The organism is Roseivirga sp. AWQ4_251 (genome assembly GCF_056158225.1).
Genome location: NZ_JBSWSW010000001.1, coordinates 2571777 through 2589574, shown reverse-complemented (window position 1 = coordinate 2589574; position 17798 = coordinate 2571777). Strand labels below are relative to the sequence as shown.

The 17798-nt window shown below is 39.3% G+C and carries 12 protein-coding genes; 6 read left to right on the top strand and 6 right to left on the bottom strand.

Features of this window, described 5'->3' with window-relative positions:
- Positions 1-11: 11 nt before the first annotated feature.
- Positions 12-563, bottom strand: coding sequence for a hypothetical protein (locus tag ACXACJ_RS11225; RefSeq protein ID WP_475134459.1), 552 nt, complete (start codon positions 561-563; stop codon positions 12-14).
- A gap of 191 nt (positions 564-754) precedes the next feature.
- Entirely contained in the window at positions 755-3481 is a 2727-nt protein-coding gene (locus ACXACJ_RS11220) for a WD40/YVTN/BNR-like repeat-containing protein (RefSeq protein WP_475134458.1), read from the bottom strand.
- A gap of 172 nt (positions 3482-3653) precedes the next feature.
- Here ACXACJ_RS11220 and ACXACJ_RS11215 point away from each other — a divergent pair, with 172 nt between their 5' ends.
- From ACXACJ_RS11215 to ACXACJ_RS11195, 5 genes are all read left to right on the top strand, one after another.
- On the top strand, positions 3654-4928 hold the full coding sequence (locus tag ACXACJ_RS11215) for an acetyl-CoA hydrolase/transferase family protein (RefSeq protein WP_475134457.1): 1275 nt from the start codon (positions 3654-3656) through the stop codon (positions 4926-4928).
- Between the two features lie 417 nt (positions 4929-5345).
- A complete protein-coding gene (locus ACXACJ_RS11210) occupies positions 5346-6569 on the top strand; it encodes an AbiH family protein (RefSeq protein ID WP_475134456.1) in 1224 nt (407 codons plus the stop codon).
- A 163-nt stretch (positions 6570-6732) separates the two neighbouring features.
- Positions 6733-7071 (top strand): PadR family transcriptional regulator, encoded by a 339-nt coding sequence (locus tag ACXACJ_RS11205; RefSeq protein ID WP_475134455.1) that lies wholly within the window; start codon positions 6733-6735, stop codon positions 7069-7071.
- Positions 7068-9701 carry an ABC transporter permease gene (locus tag ACXACJ_RS11200; protein ID WP_475134454.1) on the top strand — a complete coding sequence of 878 codons (2634 nt, stop codon included), beginning with the start codon at positions 7068-7070 and terminating at the stop codon, positions 9699-9701. Before ACXACJ_RS11205 ends, ACXACJ_RS11200 begins: the two co-directional genes overlap by 4 nt.
- A 117-nt stretch (positions 9702-9818) precedes the next feature.
- A complete protein-coding gene (locus tag ACXACJ_RS11195) occupies positions 9819-11087 on the top strand; it encodes a hypothetical protein (protein ID WP_475134453.1) in 1269 nt (422 codons plus the stop codon).
- 85 nt (positions 11088-11172) lie between these two features.
- Here the strand turns inward: ACXACJ_RS11195 and ACXACJ_RS11190 are convergent, their stop codons facing one another.
- Positions 11173-14010, bottom strand: a complete 2838-nt coding sequence (locus ACXACJ_RS11190; RefSeq protein WP_475134452.1) for a M16 family metallopeptidase — start codon at positions 14008-14010, stop codon at positions 11173-11175.
- Between the two features lie 174 nt (positions 14011-14184).
- On the opposite strand from ACXACJ_RS11190, the gene ACXACJ_RS11185 reads away from it, so the two are divergent.
- The gene (locus tag ACXACJ_RS11185; protein ID WP_475134451.1) at positions 14185-15729 is read left to right on the top strand and encodes a glycoside hydrolase family 32 protein; all 1545 of its coding nucleotides are present in this window, start codon (positions 14185-14187) and stop codon (positions 15727-15729) included.
- 22 nt (positions 15730-15751) lie between these two features.
- Here the strand turns inward: ACXACJ_RS11185 and ACXACJ_RS11180 are convergent, their stop codons facing one another.
- The 3 genes from ACXACJ_RS11180 to ACXACJ_RS11170 all read right to left on the bottom strand — a co-directional run bounded on the left by ACXACJ_RS11180 (position 15752) and on the right by ACXACJ_RS11170 (position 17690).
- Positions 15752-16123, bottom strand: a complete 372-nt coding sequence (locus ACXACJ_RS11180) for a VOC family protein (protein WP_475134450.1) — start codon at positions 16121-16123, stop codon at positions 15752-15754.
- Positions 16124-16200: 77 nt separating this feature from the next.
- Positions 16201-16959 (bottom strand): ABC transporter ATP-binding protein, encoded by a 759-nt coding sequence (locus ACXACJ_RS11175; protein WP_475134449.1) that lies wholly within the window; start codon positions 16957-16959, stop codon positions 16201-16203.
- On the bottom strand, positions 16956-17690 hold the full coding sequence (locus tag ACXACJ_RS11170) for an MlaE family ABC transporter permease (RefSeq protein ID WP_475134448.1): 735 nt from the start codon (positions 17688-17690) through the stop codon (positions 16956-16958). The genes ACXACJ_RS11175 and ACXACJ_RS11170 overlap by 4 nt, the downstream gene beginning before the upstream one ends.
- Between the last annotated feature and the right edge of the window lie 108 nt (positions 17691-17798).

The following is a 17798-nucleotide window of genomic DNA, read 5'->3' as shown; positions in this document are numbered from 1 at the left end:
ATGGAGCTTGTTTAGAAAGTTGCAGCGTAGTCTATTCGCAATTCTTTTTCTTCCAAAGTACTCACGGTTCCTTTTAAGGTTTGAACGCCTCCATTGAAATAGGCTTTACTTTTAGAGATTTCGATGAGAATGCAGTATTCCTGATCTCCCAAATCCATTTGGTAGAAACCCTTTTCGTTAGGAATGATGGTGTATTTAGGTTTGACCCCAAGCTTGTGCAATTCTTTTAAATTGTAGAAAGTGATGCCTTTATCTTGAAAAGCGACTTTCTCAATCGCTTCCTTATCTTCTACAGGGTAGAGTAAAATTTGATTATCGGCTGGTTTTGGTTTGTTCGCTTCTGGAATATTGTCGCCTTCACCTACTTTAGGCATAAAATCGCCTTTGTATTCCATTAAATGGCCATAGAACCCACTGATTACCGTAGGCTCGTTGATTTTATCAGAGATTTTCACTCTGAAAGTAAAATCATAAGTTTTTGGTTCTGTAGGAGCAGTTTCTTTTTTACAGCTGAAAGCCAAAGTGGCCAATAAAAGGGAAGCAAGAATAATTCTAATGCGCATAGAAGTCTCTATTTGAGGCCACGAATTAAATAAAATTATTTGATCTATCCGTCCTCTTTTGGTTTTCCGTCTTTTATTCGGGGTGAAAGCCTTCTTTTTAAGAAGTTTTAACTTTAAAAATGAGAGGTGTAAATAAAAATGCCCTGTGGAGCAATCATCCAGCAGGGCATTTTATATTTCAGAACAAACTGTTATTTATTGTACCAGTAATCAGGTAGTACCTGAACTGATTTAGTTTGTGTTTCACCATTGATCTCTAACTCCACAGTGTAATTTCCTGTTGGAGCATCGCGGGTAATGTATTTAAAGCTCGACATTCTTTCTTGAATCGCTTCTTCACTCATTCCAAAGTTTCTGAAACGATCTGCCATAGACTTAATCTGCTGTGCGCTTCTTTCGCTTACAATTTCGTCTATTCCCCAAATCCATTGGTTCAAGCCCGCTTTGGAGTTGATTTCAGTTTTATAGATTTCTCTTCCACCTTTAGAAACCTTCAAATTTGCTTTGCCAGCAGACTTGCTGTAGAAGTAAACATGAACGCCAGGTTGACGACTTTCTCCATTAAAGTTGATTGAAGGAGAATTGGCATTCAATCCACCTACATATTTTACAGTTGGCTGAACGTTGAATAGCGCCATGTTCTCATTTAAAGTAGCAGGAGTGATGCCTTGCAGTGGGCTAACATCGGCAATGAAAATTCCACGACCGTGAGTAGCTACAACCAATTCATTATCTCTTGGGTGAACCAACATGTCGTAAGCTGGATTGCTTGGCATGTTGTTAGTAAGTTCGGTCCAGTTTTGACCACCGTCTATGCTAGCATAAACACCCATTTCAGTACCTACAAAAAGAAGGTTTTCATTGTTCAAATCTTCTCTGATTACGTTCACTGGTTCTTTTGGTAGGTTACCTGTAAGCGAAGTCCAAGTTTGGCCATAATCAGTGGTTTTGTATAGGTAAGCATCGAAAACATCTCTTCTCATTCCATTGAAAGAAACATAGGCAGTTCCTGGTGTGTGAGAAGAAACCTCAACTCGTGATACCCAATATTCAGGATTGTTAGGGATGTTTGCGTTCAGAAGCGTCCAGTTTTTACCACCATCTTTGGTCATTTGAACATTACCATCGTCAGTACCTACCCAAAGCTCGTTAGGGTTTATTGGAGATTCTGCAAAAGTAGTGATGGTTCCGTATTGAATGTTTCCGGTTCCGTTGGCTTTAACTTCATCGTTTTTGGTTAAGTCACCGCTGATTTCTTCCCAGCCTTCACCTCTGAATGAAGATTTCAAAACCTTGTTTCCAGCATGGTAAACCACATCGCTATTGTGTTGCGATACCGCAATAGGAGAGTTCCAGTTCCAACGCATGTTTCTTGCGCCTGAATATCGGATGCTTTTGCTTTCGCCAGTTTCTAGGTCAATTCTTTGAATAGGGCCAAATTGAGATTCGTTGTACAAATAGCGGTTGGTTACTTTGTCAACAGCATTGTACATACCGTCTCCACCACCTGTTCTGTACCAGTCTTCTAAACCAATTGAAGCACCGCCTCTTTTGCTACTTGGACCTCTTACAGAACCGTTATCCTGCAAACCGCCATAAATATTGTATGGATAAGCCATATCTACATCAATAGCGTAGAATTGAGCCAAAGGAATTTCGTCAGGGTGATACCAGGTTTTTCCTGCATCATAAGTGATTCCCATTCCGTGATCGTAGCCTAAAAGAAGGTGTTGAGGGTCGCTAGGATCGATCCACATAGCGTGGTTATCACCACCAAAACGGAAAGGAGTTACCCAGTTTTTGCCACCATCTTTGGTTTCCCAAACCTGAATACCTAAAACATACACGTGATCTTCGTCTTTTGGATCGACTTTCACTTGCTGATAGTAGTAAGAAGGCGCGCCTCCAATATCTTCTCCGTCAGGACTGATCTTTTTCCAAGATTCTCCACCGTCATCAGAGCGATACATTTCAGTACCTGTAACCGACTGACCTCTTTCTAGAGGAATACCGATTTCAAGCATTTTTCTTCTTTCTTCCGTAGAGATGCCTTCTACATTTACGTTTTCGATATTGGCATAAACCACTTTAGGATTTCCTGGTGCATAAGCCACACCGATTCTCCCTAAAAAGCCACTTGGTAAACCTTTGGTTAGTTTTTTCCATGATTTACCACCATCTGTTGATTTGTATAGAGCACTTCCTTCACCTCCTTCATTGAAGGTCCAAGGGGTTCTGATTTTATCATAAGCTGCAGCGATCAAGGTTTTTGGATTTTTTGGATCCATCGCTACATCTACCACACCAATGTATTTTCCATCGGCTTTTTTAACTTCTAATACTTTAGACCATGACTTACCACCATTAGTGGTTTTATAAAGTCCTCTTTCTGGATTGTCAGAATAAAGGTGGCCTAGCGCAGCAACATAAACAGTGTTAGAGTTTGATGGGTCTACAAGAATTCTACCAATGTGTTGAGATTCAGGTAAGCCCATGTTTTTCCATGTTTTACCTCCGTTGGTAGATTTGTAAATTCCATCGCCCCAGTAAGAGCTTCTAGAATTATTCGCTTCTCCAGAACCAACCCAAACCACACTTGTGTCGCGTTGGTCTACGGCTACAGCGCCTACAGAAACAATACCTTCATTATTGAACAATACGTCCCATGAAATACCATTGTTAGTGGTTTTCCATACGCCACCAGAAGCAGTTGCAGCGTAGATTACTTTGGTAGCTTTATCTACCACGGCAAAGTCTACATATCTACCACCTTGGCGGGTTGGTCCAATTTCTCTGAAATGGATGCGGTCGGCTACATTGGCTGGTATTTTCTGAGCATTGAGCGTTCCTACACTCATGCCCATCAAAACCAGTAACAAGCCTTTGATTTTAAGGTTTTTAGTTACTGTAAGTTTCATAGCATTTTGTTTGAATTGGGTCAAATTAGCTGAAAAATAGATGCAGGCAAAAAGAACGGCTTAAGATTACACGGATGGCGAGACATGATTTTTCTCAGGTATTTCGCTAATGCGGGTCATCCTGTAGGCCGTGGCGTATCTTTAGTATTGCACTATAAAATTAAGATAAGCTATGAACTCCTATATATCAGCCGAAGAGGCAGTGAAAAAAATCAAATCGGGCGATAGAGTTTTTATTCATACAGCCGCGGCCACTCCAGTTGGTTTGGTGAAAGCGATGGCAGCTATGGCTCCAGAAATAAAAGATGTGGAAATTTTCCATTTGCACACTGAAGGCGAAGCACCTTATGTAAATCCTGAATGTAAAATGAGTTTTCATGCCAATAGTTTATTTATTGGAAGTAACTGCAGGGCTGCAATCAATGAAGGAATTGCTGATTTCATTCCATGTTTTTTAAGCGAGGTGCCTTTAATGCTTCGCAGAAAAGTAATTCCAATTGATGTAGCCATGGTTCAGGTTTCTCCGCCTGATGCTCACGGATTCACTTCGCTTGGTGTTTCTGTAGATGCCAGTTTAGCTGCTATTGAAATGGCTAAAACGGTTATTGCTCAGGTGAACCCCAACATGCCAAGAACCCATGGTGATGGAATGGTTCATGTTAAAAACTTCGATGCCATGGTTTGGAGCGAAGAGCCTATTTATGAAATGCAACCTCATACTTTGACAGAAGAAGAAAAGAAGATAGGTGCTTTTGTGGCTGAAATGATTGAAGATGGTTCAACCCTACAAATGGGAATTGGTGCCATACCCGATGCCGTTTTAGGTTCCTTAACCAACCATAAAGATTTGGGTGTTCATACGGAAATGTTCTCCGATGGGGTAATGCCATTGTTGAAAAGCGGAGTGATCAATAACCGACTTAAAAAGAGCCATCCGCATGCTTTGGTTTCTGGTTTTATGATCGGTTCTCGCGAACTATACGATTTTGTAGATGATAATCCGTCTATCAGAATGCTGGATATTCAATATGTGAATGATACGAAGGTGATTCGCCAAAACCCAAAAGTGGTAAGTATAAACAGTGCCATAGAAGTGGATTTAACAGGGCAGGTTTGTGCTGATAGTATCGGAACCAGAATGTATTCCGGTGTTGGTGGGCAAATGGATTTTATTCGTGGAGCTTCTCTTTCTGAAGGAGGAAAACCTATCATTGCCTTGCCTTCGGTAACAAGAAGAGGGGAGAGTAGAATCACTTCATTCCTTAAGCCTGGCGCTGGAGTAGTAACTACAAGAGCACACGTGCATTATATTGCAACGGAATTTGGTGTGGCCGATTTGTATGGTAAGTCTTTGAGACAAAGAGCGAAAGCTCTGATCAATATTGCTCATCCCGACCATAGAGAAAGACTAGATAAAGAAGCTTTCGAAAGATTTAAAACCTTTTAGTCGCTCTTTTACGTATAGGGAAAAGTTGAGTGAGCGAATTTCTGAGGAGAATAAAGTTCACCTTAACTACCTATAAGAGCCCTTGCCTGATCGCAAGGGCTTTTTTGTTTTTGGTCTTTCTTTATCATTAAGTTATAAAATCGAACATTCGTTTAGCAATATGCAATTCGCTTATAGCTATTTGCAATTCACAATAACAGTGAATCGAAACTCATTCAAATGCTGAACTTGATAAGTGTGAGAGACTTTCCAATGTGCGTTTTCTGAGTAAACTCTCTTTTCAAAGAATTCCGATACCGGACTAGAGTAAGCTGAGGTTTTTGGAATAAAACAATCATTAAAAAGTCAATAAAAATCAGTATTATAACACTGTTTATTGAATACACTTAATTCTTATTTACTGCTCAATTTTCTTTGATGGCAAACGATAAAAAGAATCCTCCTAAAAATAAGATTGTATTGATTGGAAATGGTTTTGATCTTGCTCACGATCTGCCCACTTCCTATGATGACTTTATAAAATTCTTAATTAATGAGAGATTATTTGTGTCAAATGATGATTATAGCCTCTTTGATATCTTGCGTCCAAGTGAACATACTCAATTGTTGCCATTCAAGACAGAAACATACAAGAATATACTTTGGGACAACTCAATTCAGGAAATCACTTCATTTATCAATAAAAAAATTACCATTTTTTTCAACCATCCTTTTTTTAGTAGGGATATAGTAGAAAAAAGGGGTGTAAAAATGATATTGGATAATCACCCAACTTATTTTTTCGATTATAATTCCTTTTTCTACAACACTGTATTTAATGGAAAAATAACTAATTGGATCGATTTCGAAAAAGCATATTATAATCAGTTAATTGAGTATGCAATACATGGGAAATATTATGACCGCTCAAAATCTTTAAATGAAGAATTTAATGAAATAAAAGGAGAGTTTGTCAGGTACCTTCAATGGGTAAATAAGCACGAGATTTCTAAACTGAATCCAATTCCAGCCTTTCAAAACTATTTCAAAAACTGGTATATAAATTCGAAAAAATCAGAAGAGTTTATTCCTTTTCAGGCAGAAAATAAGTTGATCCTGAATTTCAATTACACTCAACTTCCTGAAAGAATTTATCGATTTCAAGAAGGTGTGTATGAGTTTGGAGTCCACAAGATCATTAATATACATGGGGCTTTGGAAGAAAGTAATAACCCAATAATATTTGGTTATGGTGATGAAATGGATGAACATCACCATACGCTTGAGTCATTAGAGAGGGATTATTTGTTAAAGCATTTTAAATCTACTCAATATTCCAAAACTCATAATTACCATGAATTGGTTGACTTTGTAGAACTGGGCCCTTACCAAATAGATGTAATTGGCCACGGTTGTGGCATGACAGACCGTGTTTTACTAAACTACCTTTTTGAACACGATCATTGTGATAGGATCAAAATATTTCATTATAGTGATATTGAGCATTATACTGAAACATATATGCACATTTCAAGGCACTTTTCCCGTGATAAAAAACAGCTATTGAGAGAACGGGTTTTACCTTATGATGAAAATACTCCGTGCCCTCAAGCAGATTCACAAAAATCCAGAAAATTTGGTGATTACTGGCTAAAGGATTAAACAATCTCTATTTCCATTTAAGATTTGCATAGGCTTAATTAAAAGCGCGAATCAATCTTTTTTCTTTCAAATCCAGTTTAACTATTTCATTTGTTATAAAACTTAATATTTAGTTGTTTTTATATATAAGAATCTTTACGTTTAAGAATCTTGTATATAAATCATGAAATCCAACGACCTGTTAAGAGGAACTTTAAGAACCATCATTTTAAAACTGTTGAAGGAAAACGGTAAAATGTATGGTTACGAAATCACTCAAAAAGTTGAAGAACTTTCGGAAGGCGCTATTTTATTAACCTTTGGTGCGCTTTATCCCATTTTGCACAAGCTGGAAAAGGAAGGAGTGTTAACCACAACTTCGGAAATGGTTGATCATCGGGTTAGAAAATACTATCGACTAACTGCGGAAGGTGAAGAGACGGCTAGCGCAAAAATCGCGGAATATTTTGCCTTTGTTCGCGACATGAACAAGATCATGACCACTCAATCCATAGGCTCATGACCAAATCAGAAATTTCAGAAATAAGACGAATTGTCCGCCAAAACGGCCTTCATCATACTTTTATCGAAGATGAAGCTGTCGACTTTCTCGCCTGCCAGATTCAAAAACATCAGGAGCAAGGCCTCTCTTTCTCGGAAGCCTTAAATAGGGTTGTAGAAACAGCCAAAGCTCAAGGCATGTTCAAACTCAAGCATTCTCTAGAAATCAATCACTCTCAATTCCATTTTTCCATGATTAGAAATTATCTATTAATTGCCACCCGGAATTTCAAGAAATATAAGGCCAATACCGCAGTGAATTTTGCTGGGCTCCTCATTGGTGTTTTCTCGGTTATCATTATTGGGCTATATGTGAATCAGGAATTTTCATATGACGATTTCCATAAAGATACGGATCGTATTTTCAGAGTAAATACCATCGATACATCCATGGGGCAGGCGTTTCATATTGGAAATACATCTGCTCTGTTGAGAAATGCCATGCTGGAAGAAATCCCTCAGGTGCAAATGGTGGCTTCTTTGCGAAGTGTTTACAATAACGAACCATTGGAAGTAAAGGGGAGGTATTATTCTAACTATAAAGTCACTTCGGCTCAGGAAGACTTTTTCAAGATTTTGGATTTTCCAATGAAGGATGGCAAGTACGAGCCCGTTTTTCAGCAGCCCAATCAGGTTATTATCACGGCCGCTTTTGCGGAAAAAGTATTTGGCAATGACACCCCTCTGGGAGAAAGCATAATCTTTAAAATGGGTCAGCATTCACTTCCGTTTGCTGTGGCAGGCGTAATGAATAATCTTCCCAAAAACACGCATTTAAACAATGAATGGGATGAATTTGATATTCTCATTTCCGAAAAAACTTACAGGGCCATTACCCAATATCAACCCGAATGGAACATCAATGATTTAGCCAACCAGACTTACATAAAGCTAGAACCTGACTTTGATTTGGTAAAAACAAAAGCTCAGCTGAACGATTTGCTGCAAAGGAGAGCGGGTGACGAACTTACGTACACTCATTACTTTCAGCCGCTCAGGGATATTTATTTGAACACCCAAGGTTTGCCTATCATTTCCGATGGAAATGCCATTCAGGTTTATGTTTTCGCTTTGATAGGAACGCTCATTTTAGTGATCGCTTGCATCAATTATATCAACCTAACAACGGCAAGAGTTGTGATGAGAATGAAAGAAGTAGGCGTGAGAAAAATGTTGGGTGCCGATAAAGGTCAGGTTTTGCTTCAGTTTATTTTAGAAGCTTTTCTTATCAGTTCTGTAGCGGTTGTGCTGGCCTTGGTGCTTGTGTTTTGGAGTTTGCCTTTAATCAATAGTTCTTTCGATTTACAGCTTGATTTTTCAACTCTGGCGAACCTAAAATTGGCTTCAGTTATGGTAGTTTTATTGACAGTACTTTGCCTGTTCGCTGGTTTAAGTTCAGGGCTTTACTTCAATAAGTTCTCGCCAGTAAATCTTTTAAAAGCGAAAATTGCTTTAGGAAAAAGGAAAGTTTCTTTACGAAGAGTTCTGGTAGTTTTTCAATTCGGAATTTCGGCCACTTTGATCATTGCTACTTTGGTGATTGTGAAGCAGCTTCATTTTATGCTCAATAAATCCCTTGGTTTCGATAAAGAAGGAGTGGTTTACGTGGAAGTTCCGTTTAGGGAAATGCAAGAAAAAGGAAGCACTTTGAAAGATGCGTTTGGGAAAATCCCCGAGGTTTCTTCTATCTCTCTAACGGGTTCTTCTTTGGGCGTTGGGCAATTGCTTTACCAGCAAATTCAGCAAACGGAAGAAGGCGAACCTGCCTTTCAGTTTGTGCTTCCTGTAGATTTCGATTATGTAGAAACCATGGGCTTGAATCTTGAAAGCGGAAGATGGTTTGATCCTGAAATTGCCACTGATATGGATGAAGGTTTTGTGGTGAACGAAGCCTTTGTAAAGCGATTTGGTTTAACAAATCCTCTGGGTGAACAACTATACAGAAATGGTCAGGCAGGCCGAATTATTGGCGTAGTGAAAGATTTTAATTACAAATCGCTACGTTCCGATATCGATCCATTGGTAATGCATATGATGAAGGATTACGCCTGGAATTACACGAATTTGGCATTAAAAGTAAATACGAATAATGGTGCAGAAACCATTGAGAAAATGAAAACTGCTTGGGCAAGTGTTTTCCCGAACAGATCGTTTGAGTTTGATTTTCTCGATGCCCAAATCGAAGCGAATTATAGAAAGGATATGGTTTTTGGTCGCGTTTTCAAATCTTTTGCTTTTATAGCCATTACCATTTCTTGTTTGGGTTTGCTTGGTTTGGTTTCTTTTTCAGTGGAAAGAAGAACGAAGGAGATTGGGGTTAGGAAGGTTTTGGGCGCTTCGGTTCGAAACATAATTTCCTTGGTAATCAAAGAGTTTTCGTTCTTGATTTTATTTGGGTTTGTATTGGCCATTCCAGCAGCTTACTATTTCTTGACGCTTTGGCTGGAAGGTTTCAAATTCAGGATTGATATGGGCTATCTTCCTTTTGTGCTTACTGCAGGTTTAGTGTTGGTGATTGCTTGGTTAACAGTAAGTTACATTTCATTTAAGGCGGCTAAAACAAATCCTGCAAATGTATTGAAGCAGGAGTAGGGGTAAACCGTGCTTGAAATGTTTGATTAGCGTAAGACATTTTGAGGAGAATTACATCACTTTAACTACCTTGAATTCCAGCCCATGCTGGAATTCTTTGTTTAAGAGCCTTCAAACATGAAAACATCAACGCGTTTAGCCGTTTTACTGCTTCTTATTTCGAATTCCCTTTTCGCTCAAAAATCACTGAATGACTATTTTCAAGAAGCTACAGAAGCTTATGAAAATAAAGATTATAAAGCTTATCAGCAGTTGCTGGAAGAAGCCGATGAATTACGCCCAAATCATCCCGTAATTGTATATCGATTAGCTGGCGCTTATGCCTTAAACGGTAGAAAAATTAGGAGTATTCAGAAATTGAATCAGCTGATGTTGATGGATGCTACTTATGATTTTCAGCAGAATAATGATTTTAAATCCATCCGCAGAAATAAAGGCTATGATGACTTATTAGAGCTTCAAGCAAAGCTCAATCGGGTGGAGGAGCATGATGAAGTTTTTAGGGTGATCGATGCAGGCGATTTACATCCGGAAAGCTTCGTTATTATGGACAACGGAGATATTCTGCTAGGAAGCATTCGCGAAAAGAAAATCGTGCGTGTAGATCAAGAAGAGAATATTGCCGACTTGGTAATGACACCTTATGCGGTAATGGGCATGCATATCGACCCGACAGATGGTACGCTCTGGGCTACAACGGCTGTTCTTCCTCAAATGAAAGAGTTTGATTCTCAAAAAAACGGAACCAGTTTGGTGATGCAAATCGACCCAATTTCCGGTGAAGTTATTCAGGGTCTGGAGTATGATGACGGTTCCATTATCGGAGATTTGGCACTGGACAGCGAATCACGAATTTGGCTTTCAAATTCAATGGAACCTCTGTTGAGCCGTGATGACACGGATACCACTAATTTTCAGAGCATTTTCGTGAGAAAGCAGTTCGACTTATCCAATGTGTATTTCAACCTTCAAGGTTTGGCTCTTTCTGACGATGAGCAAACGCTCTATTTTGCCGACTACATTACTGGGATTCACCGAATCAATATTGAGACCGATGATATAACTAAAGTTTTTGCCCCAGAAGATATTTTGCTGAAGGGAATTGATGGCCTTTACTTCTACAATAATACGCTAATAGCCATTCATAATGGAGTAAAGCCCTATCGGGTGATGCAGTATTTTTTGGATGATGCTGGTGAAAGCATTCTTTTCGGAAGAGTGATTAATCAGGGAGGAGAAAGCCTGGGAGAACCGACTTTAGGTCAGGTAAAAGATGGCTATTTCTACTATTTGGCAAACAGCCCTTGGGGAGCTTATGATGAAGAAGGGAATTTCGATACATCAAAAGTTTCGCCTATTGTCATAAGAAGAATTAAGCTTGATTAATTGAAAATAAAAAGTTGACTTTTCAACTTTCATGTAATAATGAAAAACCGCCAGCATCTTTGGGAGATACTGGCGGTTTTGTGTTCTATTTTTCTGGATTCTTAGTTTCGTTTAGAAGAACTGGCTTTCCGAATCCAAGTTCTTCAAGCCTTTTCAACTGTGTTTTGGCATCGCCAACCACCAGCCAGATCATTTTATTAGGGTCTACATATTCTTTGGCTAATTCCTGAATACGCTCCACAGTCATTTGATTCACGATTTTTTCATGATCTTTTACGTAATCAGGCGCCCAACCATATTCACTTACATTTTCTAGTAAATTCAATTTAGCACCAGCCGTTTCAAATGCTCTGGCATTACTCTTAATCATGAAGCTTTTGGTGGTTTCAAGGTCTTGAGATGAGAAAGTAGCTGGGTAATCGGCTAAAATGTCTTTTACCAATTGAGCAGATTCATACGTTACGTTGGTTCTTACGCCACTGCTGATTGTAAATGGACCTTTGGTTTTTCCTCCAGAGAAGCCAGAACGAATGCCGTATGTGTAGCCTTTTCCTTCTCTCAATTCTTGCGTAAGCCGTGAAGCAAAACCACCGCCTCCAAGAATGTAATTCATTACTGTAGCAGGGTAATAATCTTCATCCGTTACGGCCAAGGCAGGGTAGCCAAAGCGTAAAACGGATTGCTTTGCATTCGGGATATCATAGAAATAAACAGCCGATTCTGTTGGTTTTGCTGGAGGGTCAAAAGTTGGAATGTTCACTTCTTTGGCTTCCCATTCAGAATTCAAATCTCTTAAAGAAGTCATGATACCAACATTACCGATATCGCCAACTACATGCATTCGGGTGATTGAAGGCGAAATGTATTTCTCATAATAAGCCTTTAGATCGTCCAGCGTAATGGCTTCCACATTTTCTATAGAACCCATAATGTTTTGCGCTCTAATGTTGCCTTTGCCATAAATCAGCTGATCGTAAGCAATTTGAGCTACCGCATTTGGATTGGCTTCTTGCTGTCTTATTCTACTGATTGTAGATTGTTTAGCCAATTCAAATTCTTTCGAATCCCATCGTGGCTCTAAAAGAATTTCTTTGACCAAGTCTATAACTTCATCATAGTTACGGCTAAGCGTATTCACTGAAAGCACAATACTTTCGGTAGAAGCTCTTACGCTGATTGAAGCACCCAATTGCTCAATGGCCTCTTCTAATTGTGCTGTGGTTTTGTTGTCGGTTCCTTTGGTCATTAGCTGGGCAACCAAATTGGCAACGCCTACTTTGTTAGGATCGTCTAACAATTGTCCGCCATCCATCACCAAGTTGAACTGAACTAAAGGCACTTCATGGTTTTCGATGCCATATACTTTTAGTCCATTTTCAAGTGATTCTTCCCATACTTCAGGGATTTTAACTTCTGGAGCTTTGCCATACGGTGGTTCTTTAGATCTGTCGAAAGAAGATGGTGTTTTTTCATAAGTAGCCTGAAGTTTTGAGTTGAAATCTTCTTCAGCACCCTGAACGATTTTTTCTTCTACAACTTCCGCTTCTACTGAACCTTCCAAAGCTTCTTCTTTATGTCCTTTCGGTACAAAACTGGTCGCGATGTAGTTTTTTCCTTTGATGTACTGATTGTAAACACGCATCACATCATCGGTGGTAACCGCTAAAATCTGCTTTATATCTTGGTTGATATAGCCAGGGTCATTTTTGAAAATGTTGTATTGAGCAAGCTGGAAACCTTTGCCCAAAACACTAGAAAGACTATTGTAGAAAGCGGTTTCTTGTCCTGCTTTAATTCTTTCTAAATCCTTTTCTGAAATTCCTTTTTGTTCAAACTTCGCGAAGGCTTCTTCAATGGCAGCAAGTACATCATCAAGGTCTTTGTCGGCATAAGCCCGAACTGTAAGTTGAAGTTGGCCAGCTAATTCTGAAGTTTGGTTATACATGCCAACATTCGATGTCAATGCTTTGTCTTCAATCAAAACCTGATTGAATGGTGCTCTTTTTCCATTCGATAAGTAATCGGTTAAAACATCAAGCGCATAAGCGTCTTTTTGATATTGTTCTACCGTTGGCCAGGTTAAAGTAAGCTGAGGCACACGGGCAAAATTATCTTCGAAATAGAGTTTTTTGGTTTCATTAACTACGCCAGGGCGCGGTGTCATTGGCGCTATAGGCTCACCCGCTGGAATTTCATCAAAATATTTTTTAACCCATTCTTTCGCTTGAGCAGTATCAAAATCTCCGGCAATGGTTAGGGTAACATTATTTGGTACATACCAGCGTCTGAAAAATTCTTTCACATCCGCTAGAGTTGCATTCTGAAGGTCTTCTAAAGAACCAATCACTTGCCAATTGTATGGGTGGTCTTCAGGATAAAGATTTTTATCAATAACGTAAGAGTTGTTGCCGTAAGGCTGATTATCATAACTCTGTCTTTTTTCGTTTTTAACCACTTGCTTTTCTTTGGCTAAAACGGGTTCGGTTACCGTATTGATAAACCAACCAAGTTTGTCGGCTTCCGCCCAAATCATTTTTTCAAGTGCATCGTTTGGTACGGTTTGAAAATAGTTGGTTCTATCTCGGCTTGTAGAACCATTGGCGCCCGAGCCGCCAATACGTGCGCTCATTTTATCCAATCCACCTTTGCCAAGGTTTTCAGATTCTAAAAACAGCAAGTGTTCAAATAGGTGGGCAAAGCCAGTTCTGCCTTCTTTTTCACGAGCAGAACCTACATGTGCAGTTAAGGCAACCGCCACTACAGGGTCTGACTTGTCTACATGAAATACAACTTCAAGACCATTGTCGAGCTTGAATTTTTCGTATTCCACTTTAAATTCTTTGTTAGGGGCGATGGTTGTGTTTTTGTCGCAGCTAAATGCCAATAAACAGACAATGGCTGCAAGAGCGATTTTTTTAATCATTATGGTTGGTTTATTCTTACTCTAGTTAGCTAAATATTGGATTTCAAACAATCTTAGATATTTAGAAGGTCGTGTTTTAGTTCAACATGAAAATATTCTAATGGTTTTGATTAATAAGTAACTAGTTACATTCGGCATTTTTTTATATTATGATCATAGAAAAATGATTTGTGTATGAAGAAGTTTTACCCCGCTTTATTCGCGCTTTTATTGCTTGCCGGTTCTTGTTCCAAAGAAAAGAAGACAACAGAAATTCCCAGTTCAGAGAAATATTATGGCGAACCTTATCGCCCTCAATACCACTTTTCTCCCGATAGTATGTGGATGAACGATCCGAATGGAATGGTTTATTTCGATGGCGAATATCACCTGTTTTATCAATATTACCCCGATAGCACAGTTTGGGGGCCAATGCATTGGGGCCATGCAGTTAGTAAGGATATGGTGAATTGGGAGCATTTGCCAATTGCGCTTTATCCTGACGAAAAAGGCTACATATTCTCGGGTAGTGCGGTTTATGATGAAAATAATACAAGCGGATTGGGAACTTCGGAAAATCCACCTTTGGTAGCCATATTCACCTATCACGATCCAAAAGGAGAGAAAGAAGGAAGCGTAACATATCAATCTCAGGCGATAGCTTACAGCACGGATAGGGGGAGAACTTGGGAGAAGTATGAAGGCAATCCTGTGGTTCCAAATCCTGGAATTCGAGATTTTAGAGACCCGAAAGTGCAATGGCATAAGGAAAGCTCAAAGTGGATTATGTCATTTGCAGCTTATGATCGCATTAAATTCTACAGTTCTCCTGATTTAAAAACTTGGACTTTTATGAGTGAATTTGGAGAAAACTCAGGTTCTCACGGAGGTGTTTGGGAGTGTCCAGATTTGATCAGAATGAATATTGAAGGAAAGGAAAAATGGGTTTTGCTCGTGAGTATCAACCCGGGAGGTTTAAATGGCGGCTCGGCTACTCAATATTTCATCGGAGATTTTGATGGCAATACCTTCACCAATAATTATCCTGAAGGGAAAACCCGATGGCTGGATTATGGTAGAGATGATTATGCGGGTGTAACTTGGTCGAATGGGCCGGATGATAGAGTTCTGTTTCTGGGATGGATGAGCAACTGGAATTATGGCCAACAAGTGCCTACTTCACCTTGGCGAAGTGCAATGACTTTACCGAGAACTCTAAGCTTGGAAAATGTGGGAGAAGAAATGCTAGTCGCTTCTCAACCGGTGAAAGAAGTGTCACAACTGGTAGTGAATGCAAAGGACGTTCCTTCAGGTTATTTAAGTCCAGAAGGTTTGGAAATTCCCCTAAGTTCTGATTTGCAATATCTCAATCTGGAAATCGATTTGGGAGAATCCGATTATTTGGTTTACTCACTAACCAATGAAACTGGTGAACACGTGGATTTGGAATACTATGTTTCTGAAAAGCGCTTCACTTTTAATCGTGATGACTCTGGATTGAAAGATTTTTCGGATACTTTTTTGGGAGATCAAACCGCACCAAGGTTTGAATCAGGAAATATGACGATGGAAATTTATATCGATAGGTCGTCTATCGAAATGTTTATTGATGGCGGTAAAACAACCATCACGAACTTGGTTTTCCCTTCTACTCCTTACACCAGATTGTTGATAAAGGCTGATGCAAAAGCTCAACTCGTTTCGGGAAGTAAAGGTGAAATGAAATCAATTTGGAAATAAGAGAAACGTCGATCAGTATGTTTTATACATGCTGATCGATCAAAATCGTATTGCCATCGGGGTCGGTAAACACAATGTTTGCGGGGCCTTTGCCATTTGCGTCCGTTTCTCTTTCTAATTTGATATTAGCAGATTGCAAAGATTTCTGGATATCTCGAACATCATCATAAGAATCTAACAGTTGAGCGTTTTGATCCCATCCAGGATTAAAAGTTAAAATGTTCTGTTCGAACATGCCTTGAAAAAGTCCGATAATGGAATCACCGTTTTTCATAATCAGGTAATTTCTGGTGATATCACCTGCAAAAACGCTAAACCCTAAGGTTTCATAAAAATCTTTTGAAGCGTGAATGTCTTTCACGCTAAGGCTGATAGAAAATGCTCCTAACTTCATGGTTTTCAGTTTAAACCAGAAGATAGTAAAACACTTTAGAATAAGTAAGAGCTTACAAAGAAATGAGTTGGTAAGGCCTACAAATGGCTGCTCTCTCTGTATCTGCGCATCATTTTATTGGCAAAAACGAATTCTTCGAGTTCTTTCACTCCCGAATGTGCAATGCCTTCGCTGTTGCCTTCCCAAAGTTTTTTGCTGTTAGAAACAAAAATGATGTAATCGCCAATTTCCATTACTGAGTTCATATCATGGGTTACAATCACCGTGGTAATTTGATATTCCTCCGTAATTTCCTTTAACAAATGGTCGATTTGAAGCGATGTGATTGGATCCAAGCCAGAGTTTGGTTCATCACAGAAAAGATACTGTGAGTTATTTACGATAGCTCGTGCAATACCCACCCTTTTTTGCATACCGCCACTAATTTCTGAGGGCATTCTTTTGTTGGTATTCTCCAGTTTAACACGCTTCAAGCAAAAATTAACCCTGTCCAGCTTTTCGTCTTCAGGCATTTTAGTCAAAGTGTCCAACGGAAATTTCACGTTCTGTTCCACTGTCATGGAATCAAAGAGTGCTCCGCCTTGAAAAAGCATGCCGATTTCGCGCCTGATTTCGGTTTTTAAATCTCTATTCGCATGAATGAAATCTCTTCCATTGTACAGAATCTCGCCAGAATCTGGTTTGAAAAGACCCACAATGTTTTTCAGCAAAACACTTTTTCCTGATCCACTAGCACCAATTATCAAGTTCGTTCTTCCCTTATCGAACGTAGCACTAATGCCATCAAGAACTACCTTATCCTCAAAGGACTTTACAATATTTTTGATTTCGATCATCGTACTAAAAGCAATTGGGCGAGAATAAAATCACTGAAAAGAATGGCAATACAACTTACGGTTACGGCTTGCGTACTGGCTTGGCCAACTTCCAAAGCTCCTCCGCGAGTAAAATAACCCATATAGGCAGAAATAGAAGAGACTAAAAAGCCAAAAACTACTGATTTTATAAGGGCAAAAGTTACACTAAACTCGTTGAACTGAAGTTTCAAACCACTTAAATAGGCCGAAGGAGCAATAATGCCCCCAACTTTTGCGGCTAAATAACCGCCCATAATGGCCAAGGTTCCGGCCAAAATCACCAAGAGTGGATACATGACTAGCGTTGCCGTTATTTTGGGCAAAACCAAATAAGAAGCAGAATTGATTCCCATTACTTCAAGAGCGTCAATTTGCTCTGTAATTCTCATAGTCCCCAAATTACCCGCAATACTAGAGCCTACTTTCCCAGCGAAAATAATGGCCGTGATGGTAGGAGCGAGTTCAAGCAATGTTAAATCACGAACTACCAAACCAATCACATTGTCAGGAATCAAAGGGTTTACCAAGTTATAGGCCGTTTGAAGGGTAGAAACAGCTCCCATAAACACCGAAACTATGGACACCAACACAACACTGTTGATACCGATCAAGATGCACTCATCAACTGTGAGTTTCACATATGTTCCGAAAGATTCGCGGTTTTTGAAAAGAGAGCCTAAGAACAGGATGTACTTGCCGAGTTTACTCATTAAAAACCTATTAAATTGATTTTGGTAGAAAGCATTTTTTTCAAGAGTTGGTAAAATAACAAAACTTGCAGCAAAAGATTCGGCACTGCCAACCTTAATTGAACAATT